The sequence below is a fragment of the Microbacterium rhizosphaerae genome, from assembly GCF_034120055.1.
Classification (GTDB): domain Bacteria; phylum Actinomycetota; class Actinomycetes; order Actinomycetales; family Microbacteriaceae; genus Microbacterium; species Microbacterium rhizosphaerae.
The window spans coordinates 2958971-2975442 of the sequence record NZ_CP139368.1; the positions used below are offsets into that span (position 1 = coordinate 2958971).

Annotated in this window: 17 protein-coding genes; 7 read left to right on the forward strand and 10 right to left on the reverse strand. The window is 70.4% G+C overall.

The window, feature by feature from the left end; genetic code table 11:
• The first annotated feature begins 92 nt into the window (after positions 1–92).
• Positions 93–275, forward strand: coding sequence for a DUF5302 domain-containing protein (locus tag SM116_RS13415; RefSeq protein WP_320941477.1), 183 nt, complete (start codon positions 93–95; stop codon positions 273–275).
• 13 nt (positions 276–288) lie between these two features.
• The gene (locus tag SM116_RS13420) at positions 289–486 is read left to right on the forward strand and encodes a hypothetical protein (RefSeq protein ID WP_320941478.1); all 198 of its coding nucleotides are present in this window, start codon (positions 289–291) and stop codon (positions 484–486) included.
• Positions 487–541: 55 nt separating this feature from the next.
• Here the strand turns inward: SM116_RS13420 and SM116_RS13425 are convergent, their stop codons facing one another.
• A complete protein-coding gene (locus SM116_RS13425; protein ID WP_320941479.1) occupies positions 542–1990 on the reverse strand; it encodes a cation:dicarboxylate symporter family transporter in 1449 nt (482 codons plus the stop codon).
• A gap of 175 nt (positions 1991–2165) precedes the next feature.
• On the opposite strand from SM116_RS13425, the gene SM116_RS13430 reads away from it, so the two are divergent.
• From SM116_RS13430 to SM116_RS13440, 3 genes are all read left to right on the forward strand, one after another.
• Positions 2166–3428: a sensor histidine kinase gene (locus tag SM116_RS13430; protein WP_320941480.1), complete on the forward strand. Its 1263-nt coding sequence runs from the start codon at positions 2166–2168 to the stop codon at positions 3426–3428.
• Positions 3425–4108 carry a response regulator gene (locus SM116_RS13435; protein ID WP_320941481.1) on the forward strand — a complete coding sequence of 228 codons (684 nt, stop codon included), beginning with the start codon at positions 3425–3427 and terminating at the stop codon, positions 4106–4108. Before SM116_RS13430 ends, SM116_RS13435 begins: the two co-directional genes overlap by 4 nt.
• An 86-nt stretch (positions 4109–4194) precedes the next feature.
• Positions 4195–4896, forward strand: a complete 702-nt coding sequence (locus tag SM116_RS13440) for a hypothetical protein (RefSeq protein ID WP_320941482.1) — start codon at positions 4195–4197, stop codon at positions 4894–4896.
• 3 nt (positions 4897–4899) lie between these two features.
• Here the strand turns inward: SM116_RS13440 and SM116_RS13445 are convergent, their stop codons facing one another.
• The 6 genes from SM116_RS13445 to rpsO all read right to left on the reverse strand — a co-directional run bounded on the left by SM116_RS13445 (position 4900) and on the right by rpsO (position 10878).
• Entirely contained in the window at positions 4900–5544 is a 645-nt protein-coding gene (locus SM116_RS13445) for an FMN reductase (protein WP_320941483.1), read from the reverse strand.
• On the reverse strand, positions 5541–6731 hold the full coding sequence (locus SM116_RS13450; RefSeq protein WP_425563257.1) for an LLM class flavin-dependent oxidoreductase: 1191 nt from the start codon (positions 6729–6731) through the stop codon (positions 5541–5543). The genes SM116_RS13445 and SM116_RS13450 overlap by 4 nt, the downstream gene beginning before the upstream one ends.
• A 179-nt stretch (positions 6732–6910) precedes the next feature.
• The gene (efeB, locus tag SM116_RS13455; RefSeq protein ID WP_320941485.1) at positions 6911–8194 is read right to left on the reverse strand and encodes an iron uptake transporter deferrochelatase/peroxidase subunit; all 1284 of its coding nucleotides are present in this window, start codon (positions 8192–8194) and stop codon (positions 6911–6913) included.
• On the reverse strand, positions 8191–9420 hold the full coding sequence (gene efeO, locus SM116_RS13460; protein WP_320941486.1) for an iron uptake system protein EfeO: 1230 nt from the start codon (positions 9418–9420) through the stop codon (positions 8191–8193). Before efeO ends, efeB begins: the two co-directional genes overlap by 4 nt.
• Positions 9417–10343 (reverse strand): iron uptake transporter permease EfeU, encoded by a 927-nt coding sequence (efeU, locus tag SM116_RS13465; RefSeq protein WP_320941487.1) that lies wholly within the window; start codon positions 10341–10343, stop codon positions 9417–9419. The genes efeO and efeU overlap by 4 nt, the downstream gene beginning before the upstream one ends.
• Before the next feature lie 265 nt (positions 10344–10608).
• Positions 10609–10878, reverse strand: coding sequence for a 30S ribosomal protein S15 (gene rpsO, locus SM116_RS13470; protein ID WP_179437729.1), 270 nt, complete (start codon positions 10876–10878; stop codon positions 10609–10611).
• Between the two features lie 215 nt (positions 10879–11093).
• On the opposite strand from rpsO, the gene SM116_RS13475 reads away from it, so the two are divergent.
• Together SM116_RS13475 and SM116_RS13480 are read left to right on the forward strand one after the other, a co-directional pair.
• Entirely contained in the window at positions 11094–12410 is a 1317-nt protein-coding gene (locus SM116_RS13475; protein WP_320941488.1) for an MFS transporter, read from the forward strand.
• 41 nt (positions 12411–12451) lie between these two features.
• Positions 12452–13336 carry a DNA-3-methyladenine glycosylase family protein gene (locus SM116_RS13480; protein ID WP_320941489.1) on the forward strand — a complete coding sequence of 295 codons (885 nt, stop codon included), beginning with the start codon at positions 12452–12454 and terminating at the stop codon, positions 13334–13336.
• 66 nt (positions 13337–13402) lie between these two features.
• Here SM116_RS13480 and SM116_RS13485 read toward each other — a convergent pair whose 3' ends face one another.
• The 3 genes from SM116_RS13485 to SM116_RS13495 all read right to left on the reverse strand — a co-directional run bounded on the left by SM116_RS13485 (position 13403) and on the right by SM116_RS13495 (position 16441).
• Positions 13403–13771 (reverse strand): FKBP-type peptidyl-prolyl cis-trans isomerase, encoded by a 369-nt coding sequence (locus SM116_RS13485; protein ID WP_320941490.1) that lies wholly within the window; start codon positions 13769–13771, stop codon positions 13403–13405.
• A 156-nt stretch (positions 13772–13927) separates the two neighbouring features.
• Complete coding sequence (locus tag SM116_RS13490) at positions 13928–15397, reverse strand: aspartate ammonia-lyase (protein WP_320941491.1); 1470 nt, start codon at positions 15395–15397, stop codon at positions 13928–13930.
• A 138-nt stretch (positions 15398–15535) separates the two neighbouring features.
• A complete protein-coding gene (locus SM116_RS13495; protein ID WP_320941492.1) occupies positions 15536–16441 on the reverse strand; it encodes a phosphodiesterase in 906 nt (301 codons plus the stop codon).
• Positions 16442–16472: the final 31 nt, after the last annotated feature.

The following is a 16472-nucleotide window of genomic DNA, read 5'->3' on the forward strand; positions in this document are numbered from 1 at the left end:
GGAAGGCCCCGGGCCCGGCGACCGCGCCGGCGGCCGAGGGAGGCCCCGGGCCCGGTATTGAAGGCCCATCGGCCCGCGGGTAGCGTTGCGGGATGAGCACCGAGGAGAACACGACCAGCGCGTCCGAGGACATGAAGCGGAAGTTCAAGGAGGCGCTCGACAAGAAGAACGCGGCCCAGCACCCCGGTGAGGGTCACCTCGACGGTCACTCGCCGGTCGACCGCACGCAGGGGCGTGCGGGCCACAAGCGGGAGTTCCGCCGCAAGAGCGGATGAGCGGAGGCCTGCCATGAGCGTCATCCAGCCGACCGAGCCGCCTGAGGGCGCGGACCCGGACGAGGAGCGCGTCGTCGACCTCGACGACGACGCCGAGCTGCGGCTTCCGCCGCCGACCCTCGACCCCGACGAGAGCGTCGAGGACGACGTCGACGAGACCGAGCTCGAGGAGCGCGAGTCGGCCATCGAGTACGGCGAGATCGAGCCCTGACGACGCGATCCGAGGCCGCCCCCACGGGGACGGCCTCGGACGCGCGTGCCGGCGGTCAGCGCGTGAGCGCACGCTCCCGGGCCCGCTGCTCCTTGGCTGCGGCCTCCGCTACCGCGGCCTCTTCGAGCCCCTGCGTGCCCACGGCATCCGTCGCCGTCGACATCCCGTCGTGGTCGTCGTCCTGCATCGTCGTCTCGTCGAACGGGAGATCTCCGCGCAGCACCGCCCGTGCGCGTGCGCTGTCGAACTCCTTGACCCACGTTCCGATGAGGATCGTCGCGACGGCGTTGCCCGTGAAGTTGGTGAGCGCGCGGCCCTCGGACATGAAGCGGTCGATGCCGACGATGACACCCACCCCGTTGACCAGATCGGGACGGTAGGCCTGGAGGCCGCCCGCGAGCGTCGCGAGGCCGGCGCCGGTCACGCCGGCGGCGCCCTTGGACGCGATGATCATGAACACCAGCAGCCCGATCTGCTGCGGGATGGACATCGGCGCGCCCATGCCCGACGCGATGAACAGCGCGGCCATCGTCAGGTAGATCGCCGTCCCGTCGAGGTTGAAGGAATAGCCCGTGGGCACCGTGATGCCCACGACGGCCCGCTGCACGCCGAGGTGCTCCATCTTCGCGATGAGCCGGGGCAGCGCCGATTCGCTCGAGGACGTGCCGACGATCAGCAGATACTCGCGGGCGAGGTACTTCATGAGGCTGAAGATGTTGATCCGCGTGACGACGAACAGCAGCGTTCCGAGGATGCCGACGATGAAGAGGAAGCACGTGATGTAGAAGGCGACCATGAGAAGCCCGAGGCTCCAGATCGCGGCGGCTCCCGTCGACCCCACGACGGCGGCGATCGCACCGAAGGCGCCGATGGGGGCGAGCCAGAGGATCATGCTCAGGATGCGGAACACGAGCGCCTGAAGGTACTTCACGGCGGTCATGATCGGAGCCGCCTTTTCGCCCATGCCCTGCAGGGCGAATCCCACGAGCAGGGCGATGAACAGCACCTGGAGGATGCTCTCGCCGGTGAAGGCCGAGAAGAACGTGACGGGGATGATGCCGAGGAGGAAGTCCTGCGTCGTCGCGGCCTCGGTCGTCGAGGTGTCGTACGTGGACGTCGCCATGTGCAGGCCGGCACCCGGGTGGAGGATGTTCCCGACGACGAGACCGATCGCCAGCGCGAAGGTCGACATCACCATGAAGTACACGAGCGCCAGCCCGCCGATCTTGCCGACCGTCGCGGCCTTGGCGACGGACCCGACCCCCACGACGATCGTGCAGAAGATGATCGGGGCGATCAGCATCTTGATGAGCGCGACGAACGCCGTGCCGAGCGGCTTCAGTGCGACGCCGGCCTCCGGCCAGACCAGTCCCACGATCGCGCCGAGCACGACGGCGAGAATGACGGACAGGTACAGCCACGTGTGCTTGTCCCACGCATACTTGCCCTTGCGCCAGTTGTAGCCGGGCAGTCTGAACGAGTTCGTCCGGGTCGAAAGAGCCATCGTCGCCTCCTTGAAGAGATCCATCGTCGGATGCCGCCGAATCAGCGGGTGATCACAGCGTGCGCGCCCTCTGCGGGCGCGCCGAGTTGTGGTCGTATTGGTCCCGGCGCGGTCGTGTCGCATCGGCGCCTCATGTGGTCGGATGGGTCGTGACGGGCTCGGAGGGAGCGGCGCGATGACGGGTCGGCGACGAGCGACGAGCGCGGCGACGCGCGTCGTCGTCGTGCTGCTGGGCGCCGTCGTCATCGTCGGCGCGCTCGTGGCCCTGCTGCTCGTGATCGACGCGCAACGGTCGGTGCGGGCCGAGGCCGAGCGGGTGACGCGGGCGCTCGCCTCGACGATCGCGACGACGGATGCCGTGCAGCAGGCGCTGCCGGGACCCGACGCATCCGCCCGACTGCAGTCCTACGCGGAGCGGGTCACCGCGCGGTCGGGGGTGGATTTCATCACGATCATGACGCCGGACGGCATCCGGGTGACCCACCGGGATCCGGCGGAGATCGGCAAGCACTACATCGGCACCATCCCCACGGGCGAGCAGACGCTCACAGAGGAATACTCCGGCACCCTCGGTCCCTCGGTCCGCACGATCACGCCCGTCGTGTCGGACGGACGCCTCGTCGGATGGGTGTCCGTCGGCGTGACGGTCGAGTCCCTCGCCTCGGCGCTCGCCCCACGCCTGCCGTTCGCGATCGTCATCGCACTCGCCGTGGTCGCGGCCGGCGTGCTCGGCGCCCTCGTGGCCGGTCGGGCGACCAGGCGCGTGACCGGCGACCTCCCGGCCGGCAGCGTGCGGGATGCGGTCTCGTCGTACGAGTCGGTCCGCACGCTCGGCGAAGCGCTGCGCGCGCAGACGCACGAGCACGGCAACCGCATGCACACCGCGGTCGCACTCATGGAGCTCGGCCGCACCGACGAAGCGATCGAGCTGCTCACCGAGACCGCCCGCTCCAGCCAGGACCTCGTCGACAAGGTCGTCGCCAGCGACGGCGACCCGACCGTCGCTGCGCTGCTGCTCGGCAAGGCGGCCCAGGCCGCCGAACGCGGAGTCGAGTGGACCGTCGACATGCAGCCCGGCATCCCTCGCACCGCCCTCGGCGCGGTCGACGCGGTGTCGCTCGTGGGCAACCTGGTCGACAACGCGATCGACGCGGCGGCGGCAGGCCAGCCGCCCCGCTGGGTGCGGGTGGGAGTCGCCTCGGCTCCGCAGGGCGATGTCGTGCTCACCGTCGCCGACAGCGGCACGGGGGTTGCGGACGACCTCAGAGACCGCATCTTCGAGCACGGCTTCAGCACGAAGCCCGCGGGCAAGGCCGGACGCGGCGTCGGGCTCGCCCTCGTGCGCGCGATCACCGAGGCGGCAGGCGGCACGATCGAGCTCGGCATGCATCCGACCACGTTCCGCGTCACCCTGCCCGCCCAGGGGGCCCGGCGATGATCCACGTGCTGATCGTCGACGACGAGCGCCTGACCCGCGAGCTCCACCGCGAGTACATCGCACGGCTGCCCGGCTTCGAGGTCGTGGCCGAATGCGACGGCGCCCGCGCCGCGCTCACCGCCGTGTTCGACACTCCGCCCCCGGGCGGGATCGACCTCGTGCTGCTCGACATGACGATGCCCGACGGCCACGGTCTGGACGTCGCGCGTCACATCCGGGCGCGCGCCGCCGACGTCGACATCATCGCGATCACGGGCGTGCGCGATGCCGACGTCGTGCGCGCCGCGGTGGGGCTCGGCGCCGTGCAGTACCTCGTCAAGCCGTTCTCGTTCCCCGCCTTCCGCGACCGGCTCGAGCAGTACGCCGACTACCGGCGACGCATGGTGGAGGCCGCCGGGCCGGCCACCCAGGCCGAGATCGACGCTCTGCTGGGCTCACTCCGCCCGGTCGGTGCCGCCGACCTGCCGAAGGGCCTCTCCGCCGCCACGCTGGAGCTGGTGGCCGCGACGCTGCGCGGCGGCGAGCCGCTGTCGGCGGCAGAGACGGCCGAGCGGCTCGGGATGTCGCGCGTCGCCGCCCGACGATATCTGGAGCACCTCGCGAACGCCGGACGGCTCGACCGCAGCCCCCGGTACGGCACGCCCGGCCGCCCCATCACCGAGTACGTCTGGGTGCGCTAGTCCCGGCGCGGGGTCGTGCGGGACGGGACTTCGGTCCCATGCCGCCGCCGGATCAGCGGCCACGATCGGTGGAGAAGGAGAAGAGCATGCTCGACGATCCCGTGGTCACCGACCGGAGCACTCCACCGCCGTCGCTGCTGCGGTGGACCGCCCTGTGCGCGGCCGCGGAGACGCTCGGCATGGCCGCATCCGCCGTCGCAACCCGGACAGCGCAGACGCTCGTCGCCGATCCGGCGCGAGGGCTGTGGATCATCGTGGCAGGCGGGCTCATCGAGGGAATGGCACTCGGTGTCGCGCAAGGCGCCGGGCTGGCGAGATGGCTGCACGGCCGACGACTGCGCTGGGTCCTCGTGACGGTTCTGGTCGCCGGGATCGGGTGGGCCGCCGGCTCGGCGCCCGCCGCTCTCACGACCGACGAGGGCGGCGGCGAGCCGCCACGCCTGCTCATCCTGGCCGGTGCGGCAGGCCTCGGACTTGTCATGGGGGCACTGCTGGGCGCCGCCCAGGCCGTGGTTCTGCGAGGTCGTGCAGCCCACCCATGGCGATGGATCCCCGCGAGCGCGCTCGGCTGGACGGCCGCGATGCCGGTGGTCTTCCTCGGAGCCGGGTTCGCGGGAGCGGACTGGCCGCTCGCGGCGGTGGCTGCGCTCGGCGCCGTGACAGGTATGGTCGGGGGCGCCGTCCTGGGGCTCGTCTCCGGCCCCTTCCTGCGGACCCTTCAGGGTCCACGGGTGCGCAACGGCCGTGCCGATGCGTCGGGGGGACGCATCGGCACGGCGCGGAGGTGAGAGCTACTCCCCTGCGAGGCCGCCGAGGAGGTGGCCGAAGGACTTGCCCTCGCCCAGGTAGTTGTCCGGATCGAACGGGTCGCTCGTCACGACGGCGGCCCGGGCGGCGACGGCATCGGCGAGCTCGGTGGCGCCCTTCACGATGCGCGAGGCGAGGGGGGCGACGTCGTCGCCCGCTCCACCCCAGTCGGCCGATGCCGCGAACACACCCGTCGACACCGGCTGCGCGTGCAGGTAGGCGAACAGCGGCCGGATGGCGTAGTCGATCGCGAGCGAGTGGCGCGCGGTGCCCGCGTTGGCCCCGATGAGCACAGGCTTGCCGGCCAGCGCGTCGGGGTCGAGGATGTCGATGAACGATTTGAAGAGCCCCGAGTAGCTCGTCGAGAAGATGGGCGTCACGACGATGAGCGCGTCGGCCGAGACCACCGCGTTCACCATCGACTCGAGCGCGGGCGGAGCGAAGCCCGTGAGCAGGTTGTTCGTGATGTCGTGCGCGTGGTCGCGCAGCTCGAACGTGTCGACCTCGACCTCGATCCCCCGCTCGGCGAGCCGCGCGACGGTCGCCGATGCGAGGCGGTCGGCGAGCATGCGCGTGGACGAGGGGTTCGACAGCCCGGCCGAGACGACGGCGATCCGGCGGCCGCTCATCGCTTCACCCCGAACGCGGAGCCCTGCGGAGCGGGGGTGTCCTCGTAGGGGCGGTCGCCGACGAGGTTGTCGCCGCGGTTCGCTCCCGGGCGCGGCTGCCGCGCCTGCTCGTCGCCGTACTTCGCCTGCACGAGCGACTCGTGGGTCGGCGCATCCGGGACCTCCGCCGGGCGGTTCTTCGCCAGCTCCTTGCGGAGCACCGGAACGACCTCGCCGCCGAGGATGTCGAGCTGTTCGAGCACGGTCTTCAGCGGAAGGCCGGCGTGGTCGAGCAGGAACAGCTGGCGCTGGAAGTCGCCGAACGCGTCGCGCATGCCGGCGTAGCGGTCGATGACCTGCTGCGGCGAGCCGACGGTCAGCGGGGTCATCTCGCTGAAGTCCTCGAGGCTCGGGCCGTGCCCGTAGACCGGGGCGTTGTCGAAGTACGGGCGGAATTCGCGCACCGCATCCTGCGAATTGGCGCGCATGAACACCTGTCCGCCGATGCCGACGATCGCCTGCTCGGGCGTGCCGTGCCCGTAGTGCGCGAAGCGCTGGCGGTACAGCTGGATGAGACGGGCGAAGTGGTCCTGGGGCCAGAAGATGTTGTTCGCGAAGAACCCGTCGCCGTAGTACGCGGCCTGCTCGGCGATCTCGGGGGTGCGGATCGATCCGTGCCACACGAACGGCGGCACGTCGTCGAGCGGGCGCGGCGTGGAGGTGAACCCCTGCAGCGGGGTGCGGAAGGTGCCCTCCCAGTCCACGACGTCCTCACGCCACAGCTTGTGCAGCAGCGCGTAGTTCTCGATCGCCAGCGGCAGGCCCTGGCGGATGTCCTTGCCGAACCACGGGTACACCGGACCGGTGTTGCCGCGGCCGAGCATGAGGTCGGTGCGGCCGCCCGACACATGCTGCAGCATCGCGAAGTCCTCGGCGATCTTCACCGGGTCGTTCGTGGTGATGAGGGTCGTCGCGGTCGAGAGGATCAGGCGCTCGGTCTGCGCGGCGATGTACGCCAGTGTCGTCGTCGGGGACGACGACCAGAACGGCGGGTTGTGGTGCTCGCCGAGCGCGAAGACGTCCAGGCCCACCTCCTCGGCGTGCCGGGCGATGGTCAGGGTCGCGCGGATGCGCTCGGCCTCGGTGGGGGTGGTCCCGGTCGTCGGGTCCTGGGTGATGTCGCTCACCGAGAAGATGCCGAACTGCACGGCCGGCTGCTGCTGCTCGCTCACTGGTCTCTCGCTTTCGGGATGCTTCCGCATCCGGTTCTATGCAATTGAATGTATCTTCTGCAACGCATCGGGAGCTGTTCTATTCCCCGGTTCCTGGGGCCATCCCATCACAGGGCGTCGTCGGATTCACCCGCCTCCGGAACAGGCGGCCCCGGTCAGGCGAAGAGGCCGGCGCCGACGTACGAGCCCTGCCTCGCGCCGGGCGGGATGGCGAACACCGCCGACCCGGTGTGCTCGATGTACTCGTTGAGCAGATCGGAGCGCAGGGCGCGCTGGATCGTGACGAACCGCTGGGGATCGCGCTGATACGAGAGGAAGAAGAGTCCGGCGTTCAGCGAGCCGAGCGGGTCGTTGCCGTCGACGAAGTTGTAGCCGCGGCGCAGCAGCCGGATGCCGTGGTTGAAATCGGGATGCGCGAGCCGCACGTGCGAGTGCATGTCGATCGCGGGTTTGCCGGTCTCGTCCGTCTGGGCGAAGTCGGGCTCGGTGAACTCGCTGCCGCCGGACAGCGGTGCGCCCTCGCCCTTCGAGCGCCCGATGATGCGATCCTGCTCGCTCAGCTGCTGACGGTCCCACGGCTCGATCTTCTGCCGGATGTTGCGCACGACGAGGTACGAGCCGCCCGCCAGCCACGCGGGACCGTCGGTCCACACGTGCTCGTCCATCGCCGTGGGGTCCTCGGCCAGGATGTTCGCCGTGCCGTCCTTGAACCCGAACAGGTTGCGCGGCGTCAGCTGCGCGCTCGTCGTCTTCGACGTGCGGCCGAAGCCGAGCTTCGACCAGCGGATCTGCGCCCGCCCGAAGGCGATGCGGCTCAGGTTGCGGATCGCGTGCACGGCGACCTGCGGGTCGTCGGCGCACGCCTGGATGCAGAGTTCGCCGCCGGAGCTGCCCGGTTCGAGCGCGTCGCCGACGAAGCGCGGCAGCGCCTGCAGGCTCTCCGGGCGTCGGGCCGCGATGCCGAAGCGGTCGACACCGTCCTTCTCGAAGAGCTCCGGGCCGAACCCGAAGGTGATGGTGAGCGCGCTCGCCGGCAGGCCCAGCGCCTCGCCGGTGTCATCCGGCGGCGCGTCGGGCGCCCCGCCGACCGCTCCGGTGGCGCTCACGTCGAGGCCCTGGGTCATGCGCGCGGCCGCATAGGACCAGTCCTTCAGGAGCGAGATCAGGTCTTCGCGCGTCGCATCCTGCGCCACGTCGAAGGCCGCGAAATGCAGGTGGTCCTGCACGGGCGTGGCGATGCCCGCCTGATGCGCGCCGAAGAACGGGTGCACGACCCCCGTGTCGCTCGCCGCCTGCGCGGTGGCGACGGAGGCGCCGGCCACGGCGCCGCCGATCCCCCCGACGACCAGTCCGCCCGCCCCCGCGCCGAGCAGGCCCAGCAGGCCGCGCCTGCTGAGACCCTTCTGCTCGGCCCGAGCGGGCTCGGTGCCCTCCGTCACTTCAGGACGGTGGAGGTCAGCTGCGACAGCGGCTCGGCGAGCGCGTTGATGAGGTCGCTGAGTTCGCGCCGCTGCCCTTCTGTCACGTGCGAGTAGGGGACGAAGCCCGTGTCGAACGACCCGTAGGTCGCGAGCTTCGCCTCGATGCCGGCGTAGCCCTTGTCGATCTCGGCGACGAGCGCGCCGGCGGCGGCACCCTTCGACCGGGCGAGGTCGCGCACGAGCGAGAACGCCATCTTCGAGCCCTCGACGTTCGCGGTGAAGTCGTAGAGGTCGGTGCCCGACCACCAGTCCTCCTCGCCCTCGATCTTGCCCGTGGCGACCTCGTCGAGCAGGGCCGAGGCGCCGTTGGAGAGGGCCGCGATGCCCTGCGACTCGAGGTTCTTCCGGAAGTCGCCGGCGTGCACGTAGTCGTACAGCGTCTGCACGTTCGCGACGAGGCCGTCGGCGTACGTCGTGCGCTCGGCCGGCGTCGACGGCGACCAGTCCTGCCATGCGGGCGTCGACTGATCGGAGTTCACCGCATCCTGCGCGGGCTGCCACAGGTCCTTCTCGAAGCGGTGGAAGCCGGTCCACGGGATGCCGTCGGCCTGCGCGTCGAGCTCGCGGTAGTCGATCTTCGGGTCGAGGTCGCTGAGCGAGCTCGCCACCGGCTCGATCCGCTCGTAGTAGCCGCGCACGACGGGGAACCGGGCCTTGGCCGTCGCATCGTCGCCGGCCGCGTAGGCCGCGGCGAACGTCGTGACGGCGGGGAGCATCTGACCGACCTGGTCCTTCACGAAGGCGGCGTACAGGTCGACGGCCTTCTTCTTCGCATCCGCATCCGCGCCATCGGTCTTCACGCGGCTGCCGGTGACCTCGAAGGCCGCCATGCCGACGCCGCTGCCCACCATGCCGGGCTTGCACAGGGTCTTGTAGCTGCCCGGCTGTGCGACGACCGTGAGGCTGCGCTTCGCGCCCGGCGCGATGCTCTCGACCTCGCCGACGATGCGCACGCCGTCCTCGGCGAACAGGTAGAACTCGGTGATCTGGCTGCCGGTGTTCGATACGTCGAAGGTGACGGTGCCGCTCGGCGCGGTCGCCGTCGAGAGGTCGCACGCCGTGTCGGTCGATGTCACGGAGATCGACGGGGATGCCGCGGCATCCGCCTTCGCGACGCACCCGGTGAGGGCGGCGGCGGTAATCGTGAGGGCGGCGGCGGCAGCGAGTGCGCGGGGCCGGGTCATGAGGCTCCTTCGGCGAGGGCGGCGGGCTGAGGTGCCGGTACGGTCTTCGGCCGCGCACGGCGCAGGCCGCGCACGAAGAATCCGCCGACGATCGCCATGTAGAGCACCCAGGCGACGACCTGCAGCCAGCTCATCTGCGGCATGAAGCCCACGGTCGCCTGCAGGATCACGGCGAGCGGATCGCCGGGATGCATGACGGTGCTCACGTCGAACGCCCACCCGAACGGGAAGGCCGCCAGGCCCACGGCGACCTCGCCGGTGGCGGGGACGATGGGCGCGAGGGCCGAGTACGGGCCGGGGAGGATGCCGGCCTCCTGCAGGTCCTTCAGCGCATACGCGAGGACGCCCGCGGCCACGAAGACGAGGAAGACGCTGGTCCACTGGAAGAAGCGGCGCAGATCGAGCTTCAGCATCCCCTTCGCCAGCAGCCAGCCGAGGAAGGCGGCGGCGACGATGCCGAGCAGTGCGCCGAGCAGCGCCGTGGGCGTGTCGCCGAAGGACTGCGCCATCGACCACAGCAGGAGGGCCGCCTCGATGCCCTCGCGGGCGACGGAGACGAAGCCGACCAGCACGAGTGCCCACAGGCCGCCCAGGGCCAGTGCGCGGTCGAGCCCGCCCTCGAGATGCTTCTTCATGTTGCGGGCGGTCTTCTGCATCCAGAAGATCATCCACGTCACCATCGCGACGGCGACGAGCGAGAAGAATCCGCCGATGGCCTCCTGGGCCGTGGAGGTGAGCTCGTACGCACCGAAGGTGAGGACGGCGCCGATGGACAGGGCCAGCCCGATCGCGAGCGCGATCCCGATCCACACCCGCGGGAGGACGTCGCGGCGGCCGATCTTGGTGAGGTAGGCGATGAGGATGCCGACGACCAGCGCGGCTTCGAGGCCCTCGCGCAGGCCGATGAGGAATGTGGCGAGCACGGCGTTCTTGCTCTCTGTCTGGGGAGGTGAGCAGGTCCGCCAAGTCAGGTAAGGCGAACCTCAGTAAGCACAACCTTACCTGGAGGCGGTCCAGGCTCCAAAACCGACCAGACGGTCGACCAGAAGGACCTGACCGGCGCAGTGACGACGGATGCCGCGCCCCTCCCCGACACGACAGCGAAGGCCGCCCCACACCGTGGAGCGGCCTTCGCTGTCCCGCCGGGCGGGACCAAGAATGTTTTGAGCGATTGAACGCTGGTCGCGCTTAGCGGCGCAGTCCGAGACGCTCGATCAACGACCGGTAACGGTTGATGTCGACGTCCTGGAGGTAGCCGAGCAGACGACGGCGCTGACCGACGAGCAGGAACAGCCCACGACGCGAGTGGTGGTCGTGCTTGTGCTCCTTCAGGTGCTCGGTCAGGTCCTTGATGCGCTGCGTCAGCATCGCAACCTGCACCTCGGGGGATCCGGTGTCACCGGGGTGCGTCGCGTACTCTTCGATGATCGCCTTCTTGACCTCTGCATCAAGTGCCATAGGTGATCCCCTTTCTCTTCGTTGCGCGGTGCCCGTCACCCGATGTGCGAGCGCTCTTTATCCGCGGCCGATCCAACGGCAACCTGAAGAGTCTACAGGATGCCGAGCCCCGGCGTGTTCTCGCCTCCCGCGGGTGCCGGCACCGCGCCATCGATACTTCACGCCGGATAACCTCTAGTGGTGTCATCGATCGTCCGCATGAGCCTCGCATCGTGATGGCGTGGACGCGACCGCGGCTGCGCCGCGAGCATTTCATCGACCTGCGCCCTCTGGGCACTCCCGCGTTCGCGCGCATGTGGGCGGGCTCGACGCTCTCCGGCCTCGGCGGCCAGCTGACGATCGTCGCGGTCATGCTCCAGGTGTACGAGATCACGCACGACTCCTTCGCGGTCGCGATGATCGCCTTCGCCGGGCTCGTCCCGATGATGATCGCCGGGCTGTACGGCGGCATGCTCGCCGACGCCTTCGACCGGCGGGTGGTCGCGCTCGCAGCGGCGAGCGTCACGTTCGCCTCGACCGCGCTGCTCGCCGGGCTCACGTGGGCGCACCTCGAGACCGTGTGGTGGCTCTACGCCCTCAGCATCGTGATCTCGGCGGCGAACTCGATCGTCATGGCGACGCGGGCCGCGATCGTGCCGCGTCTCATCCCGCGAGACCAGCTGCCGGCGGCATCCGCCCTGCAGGGCATCTCGTACGGACTCATGGTCATGGCCGGGCCCGCTCTGGCCGGCCTGCTGGTCGCGTTCGCCGGCTACGCCTGGACGTACTCCATCGACGTCGTCCTCATGACGTCGCTGTTCCTCGGCCTCTGGACGCTGCCCAGCGTCCGACCCGAGGGAGACATCGTGCGTCCGGGCCTGCAGTCCCTCGCGGACGGATGGGCGTTCCTGCGTCGTGCGTCGAACATCCGGCTGCAGTACATCCTGGACATCACGGCGATGACCTTCGGCCAGCCGCTCGCTCTGTTCCCGGCCGTCGGCGCCGTGCTGCTCGGGGGCGGAGCGATCACGACCGGAGCACTCACCGCGGCCGTCGCGGCCGGTGCGTTCCTCTCGAGCCTCTTCTCGGGCCCGATCGGGCGCGTACGACACCACGGCATCGGCATCGAGCGCGCGATCCAGGTCTACGGACTGGCGATGCTCGTCTTCGGCCTCGTGCTCGCAGCCGCCGCCCTCGGCTGGTTCGCCCCGCCGGTCGTCGGGCCGCACTCCCCCAACCTCGTGCTCATCGCTGCCGCGGTCGTCGTGCTCGCCATCGCGGGAGCCGCCGACAACGTCAGCGCGATCTACCGCTCGACGATGATGCAGGCTGCCGTGCCGGACTCCGTGCGCGGGCGTCTGCAGGGCATCTTCATCGTGGTCGTGGCCGGCGGCCCGCGCGTCGGAGCGCTCTACGCCGGCGCGCTCGCGACCCTCACGACGCTGTGGTTGCCGCCCCTGCTCGGCGGGATCGTCATCATCGCGCTCGTCGGAGTGCTGGTGCGGCTGAGCCCGCGCTTCCGCGCCTACGACGCCGCGCACCCGGAGCCCTGACCGCCCGCGCGAATGTCCCACCCCCGAGGCACACTGGGTCGATGACCACGACCCGCACGACCTCGATCGCGCTCCGCGGTGCCTACGACCTGCGTGAGGTCGCACTGATGGGGTTCGGCCACCGCGACGAGAAGGACTTCGACGGGGTGATGCGCCTCGCCTTCTGCACCGACGAGCTCGACGGGCAGGTCGGCGTCGAGGTGCGCCACGGCGACGGCGAGCTGGAACTCGTCGTGCACGGCGAGGGCGACCTGGATGCGATCGCACGGCAGGTCGCCCGCGTCGTCTCCGCAGACCACGACGGCGTGGCGTGGGCTGCGGTGTGCGCGGCCGATCCTGTGCTGTCCCGCGTGTACGCCGCGGCTCCCGGATTCCGCCCGTCGAACTTCTACAGCCCGTACGAGGCGGCCGTCTGGGCGGTCGTGTCCGCCCGGCGGGCGCGCGCCCAGGGCATCGGCCTGCGCCGGCGGCTGAGCGAGGTGCACGGGGCTGTGTTCGAGCTGGCCGGGGCGCCGGAGGCCGCGCTGCCCACGCCGATGCAGCTGCTCGAGCTCGAATCCTTCCCCGGCCTGCCCGCCGACCGCGTCCCGCGACTGCACGGCATCGCACGCGCCGCTCTCGACGGCGCATTGGACATCGGACGCCTCACCGCGATGTCGCCGGCCGACGCGATGGCCGACGTGCAGCGACTGCCCGGCATCGGGCCGTTCTACAGCGCGCTCATCGTGATCCGCGCGTGCGGCCTGACGGATGTGCTCTCGACGCAGGAGGACCACACCCGAACAGCCGTGCAGGAGCTCTACGGCCTGGACCATCGTCCGGACGACGACGAGCTCGAGCGGATCGCCGAGGCATGGCGACCGTTCCGCACGTGGGCGACGGTGGCGCTGCGGGCCGTGGGCTCGCGCATGCCGGCGCACGCGTGAAGGCCGATCGAACGCACGGATGCCCGGGACCGTGCGGTCCCGGGCATCCGGTGTCGGTGCGCGCTCTCAGCCGACGGCGATGAGGTCGATCACGAAGATCAGCGTCTTGCCGCCGAGGAAGTGACCGCCGGCGGGGCCGTAGGCCAGGTGCGGCGGGATGGTGAGCTCGCGGCGCCCCCCGACCTTCATGCCGGGGATGCCGTCCTGCCAGCCCTGGATGAGGCCGCGCAGCGGGAACTGGATGGTCTCGCCGCGGACCCACGACGAGTCGAACTCCTCGCCCGACTCGTACTCGACGCCGACGTAGTGCACAGTCACGTTGTCGCCGGGCTTCGCCTCGGCCCCGTCGCCCACGACGATGTCGCGGATGACGAGCTCGTCGGGAGCGGGGCCCTCGGGGGCGTCGATCTCGGGCTTCGTGCGGTTGTCAGTCATGAGACCATCCAACCGGACCGGTCCGCGAGCGTCAAAGCGTGTCCGTGAGGGTTGACGGGGGCCCGAAGGTCACGGCATCCTGGAATCCGTAGTTCAGCGCCCCGTCGCTCGCAGGCAATGCCGCGGCGCGGGGCGCTGAACTCTGCGGAGCGTGGGTCAGTGCTCCTCTTCGACGACGTTCTCCGCCGCGTGCAGCACGGGAATCGCCGCCGTGACCGTCTCCAGGCCCGACAGACGCGCGGGCGAGAGCTGCTTCGTCACCTCTTCGCGCGACATCAGGCCCGCCTCGACGACGAGGTCGGCGACGTTGCGTCCGGTGAGCAGGGCGGTCTTGGCCAGGGCCGCGGATGCCGCGTACCCGATGAACGGCGTCAGGGCCGTGACGACGCCGACCGAGGAGCCGACCATCGCGCCCAGGCGGGCACGGTTGGCGGTGATGCCGTCGATGCAGTTGACGCGCAGCGTCCACATGGCCTGGCGCATCCACATGATCGACTGGAAGATCGAGTGCGCGATCACCGGCTCGAACGCGTTCAGCTGCAGCTGGCCGCCCTCGACGGCCATCGTCACCGTGAGGTCTGCGCCGGCCACGGCGAAGGCGACCTGGTTGACGGCCTCGGGGATGACGGGGTTGACCTTGCCGGGCATGATGCTCGAGCCCGCCTGCACGGGCGGCAGGTTGATCTCGCCGAGACCCGCCTGCGGGCCCGACGAGAGGAGGCGCAGGTCGTTGCAGATCTTCGAGAGCTTGATCGCGTTGCGCTTGAGCGACGACATGAACGACATGAACGACCCCGTGTCGCTCGTGGCCTCGACGAGGTCGGACGCCGTGGCGAGGTCGAGACCCGAGATCGCGCGGAGGTGCTTCAGGACGGCCGGCGCGTAGGCGGGGTGGGTCGTGATGCCCGTGCCGATCGCCGTGGCGCCCATGTTGATCTCCCACAGGAGGTAGGCGTTCTCGTTGAGGCGCTGGTAGTCGTAGCCGAGGGTCGACGCGAAGCCGTGGAACTCCTGGCCGAGGGTCATCGGCACCGCGTCCTGCAACTGCGTGCGGCCGACCTTGAGCACGTCGTGGAACTCGACGGCCTTCGCGAGGAACGCCTTGCGCAGGAGGTCGAGCTCCTCGAGGAGGCTGCGCAGGGTCAGCGAGAGGCCCACCTTGATCGCGGTGGGGTAGACGTCGTTCGTCGACTGGCTGCGGTTCGTGTCGTCGATCGGCGAGAGGAAGGCGTAGTCGCCGCGTGCGCGCCCGGCGAGCTCGAGCGCGATGTTGGTGATGACCTCGTTCGCGTTCATGTTGGTCGAGGTGCCGGCCCCGCCCTGGATCACCCCGACCACGAACTGGTCGTGGTACTCACCGTCGATCACGAGCTGTGCGGCTCGGTCGATCAGGTCCGCCTTGTCCGGGTCCAGCACGCCGATGTCGGCGTTGGCGCGGGCCGAGGCCTGCTTCACCATGGCCAGCGCGCGGACGAGGTCGGGGTAGACCGAGATGGGCCGCTTCGCGATCGGGAAGTTCTCGAGTGCGCGAGCGGTGTGGATGCCCCAATACGCGTCCGCGGGGATCTCCATGGATCCCAGCGAGTCGGTCTCGGTGCGAGTGCGCGTCATTGCGTCCAGAGCCATGTGATGCAGTCCTTGTGGGTTCACGGCGGGTGTGGGTACACCTCAGCGTACGCGGGTGCACTGGGTGAGAACGATGGACGACTCGGCGCGCGGGATGCTGCGCACTATACGTGGCGGCGAATACCGGCCACGGGCGAATCAGCGCGCGGGCTTGCGCGAGAACCGCTCGAGCCGCTCCTCCGGGGTCAGCTCCGCCATGCGGGCGACCCACTCGGCGGAGAAGAAGTCGGCGGTCGGCGCATCCGTCACCGGCACGACCGCATGCGTGATCGTGTCGTCGTAGACGTGCACGAGGTGGAAGGCCTGCCCCGCATCCATCCCGTTCACCTCGACGGCGGGCAGGGCGAGGTCCATCGTGTAGCAGGTGGCGGATGCGACATGCACGGGGACGCCGGCGAACATGCCGCTCGTCGCATAGTGCAGGTGCCCGGCGAGGATCGCTCGGACGTCGCTGCCCGCGATGGCGTCGGCGAGCGCCTCCTGGTGGCGCAGCTCGAGGATGTCGAAGAACGGGAGGTGGCTCGGCAGCGGCGGGTGGTGGAGCGCCAGGATCGTGCCCAGCGGCGCCGGCTCGGCCAGCACGCGGTTCAGCCATGCGAGCTGGTCCGCGCCGAGATCGCCGTGGTGCCACCCCGGGACCGTGGAGTCGAGGGCGATCAGGCGCAGCCCGTCGAGGTCCCACACCCCCGTGACGGGCTCTTGCGTGGCAGAGCCGTCGAGCAACTCGACGCGCAGCGCGGGCCGCTCGTCGTGGTTCCCGGCGACCCACACGATGGGGGCGCCGAGGCGCTCGGCGACCGGCTCGACCGCCTCGCGCAGCGCGCGGTAGGCGTCGGGCTCGCCGAGGTCGGTGAGATCGCCCGTGAAGACCACCGCATCCGCTCGCACTCCCGTGCGCTCGATCGCCGCGAGGGTGCGCGCCAGGCTCGAGGTGACGTCGTACATGCCGGCGAGCTTCGCCTGCCCCGCGAGCAGATGCGTGTCGCTGACGTGCACGATGGTGCGTCGTGCGGGCGCGTGCGCGCCGAATCGAACCTCGTCCATGCCCCGAGCCTACGGCCGGGTGCGGACGCCG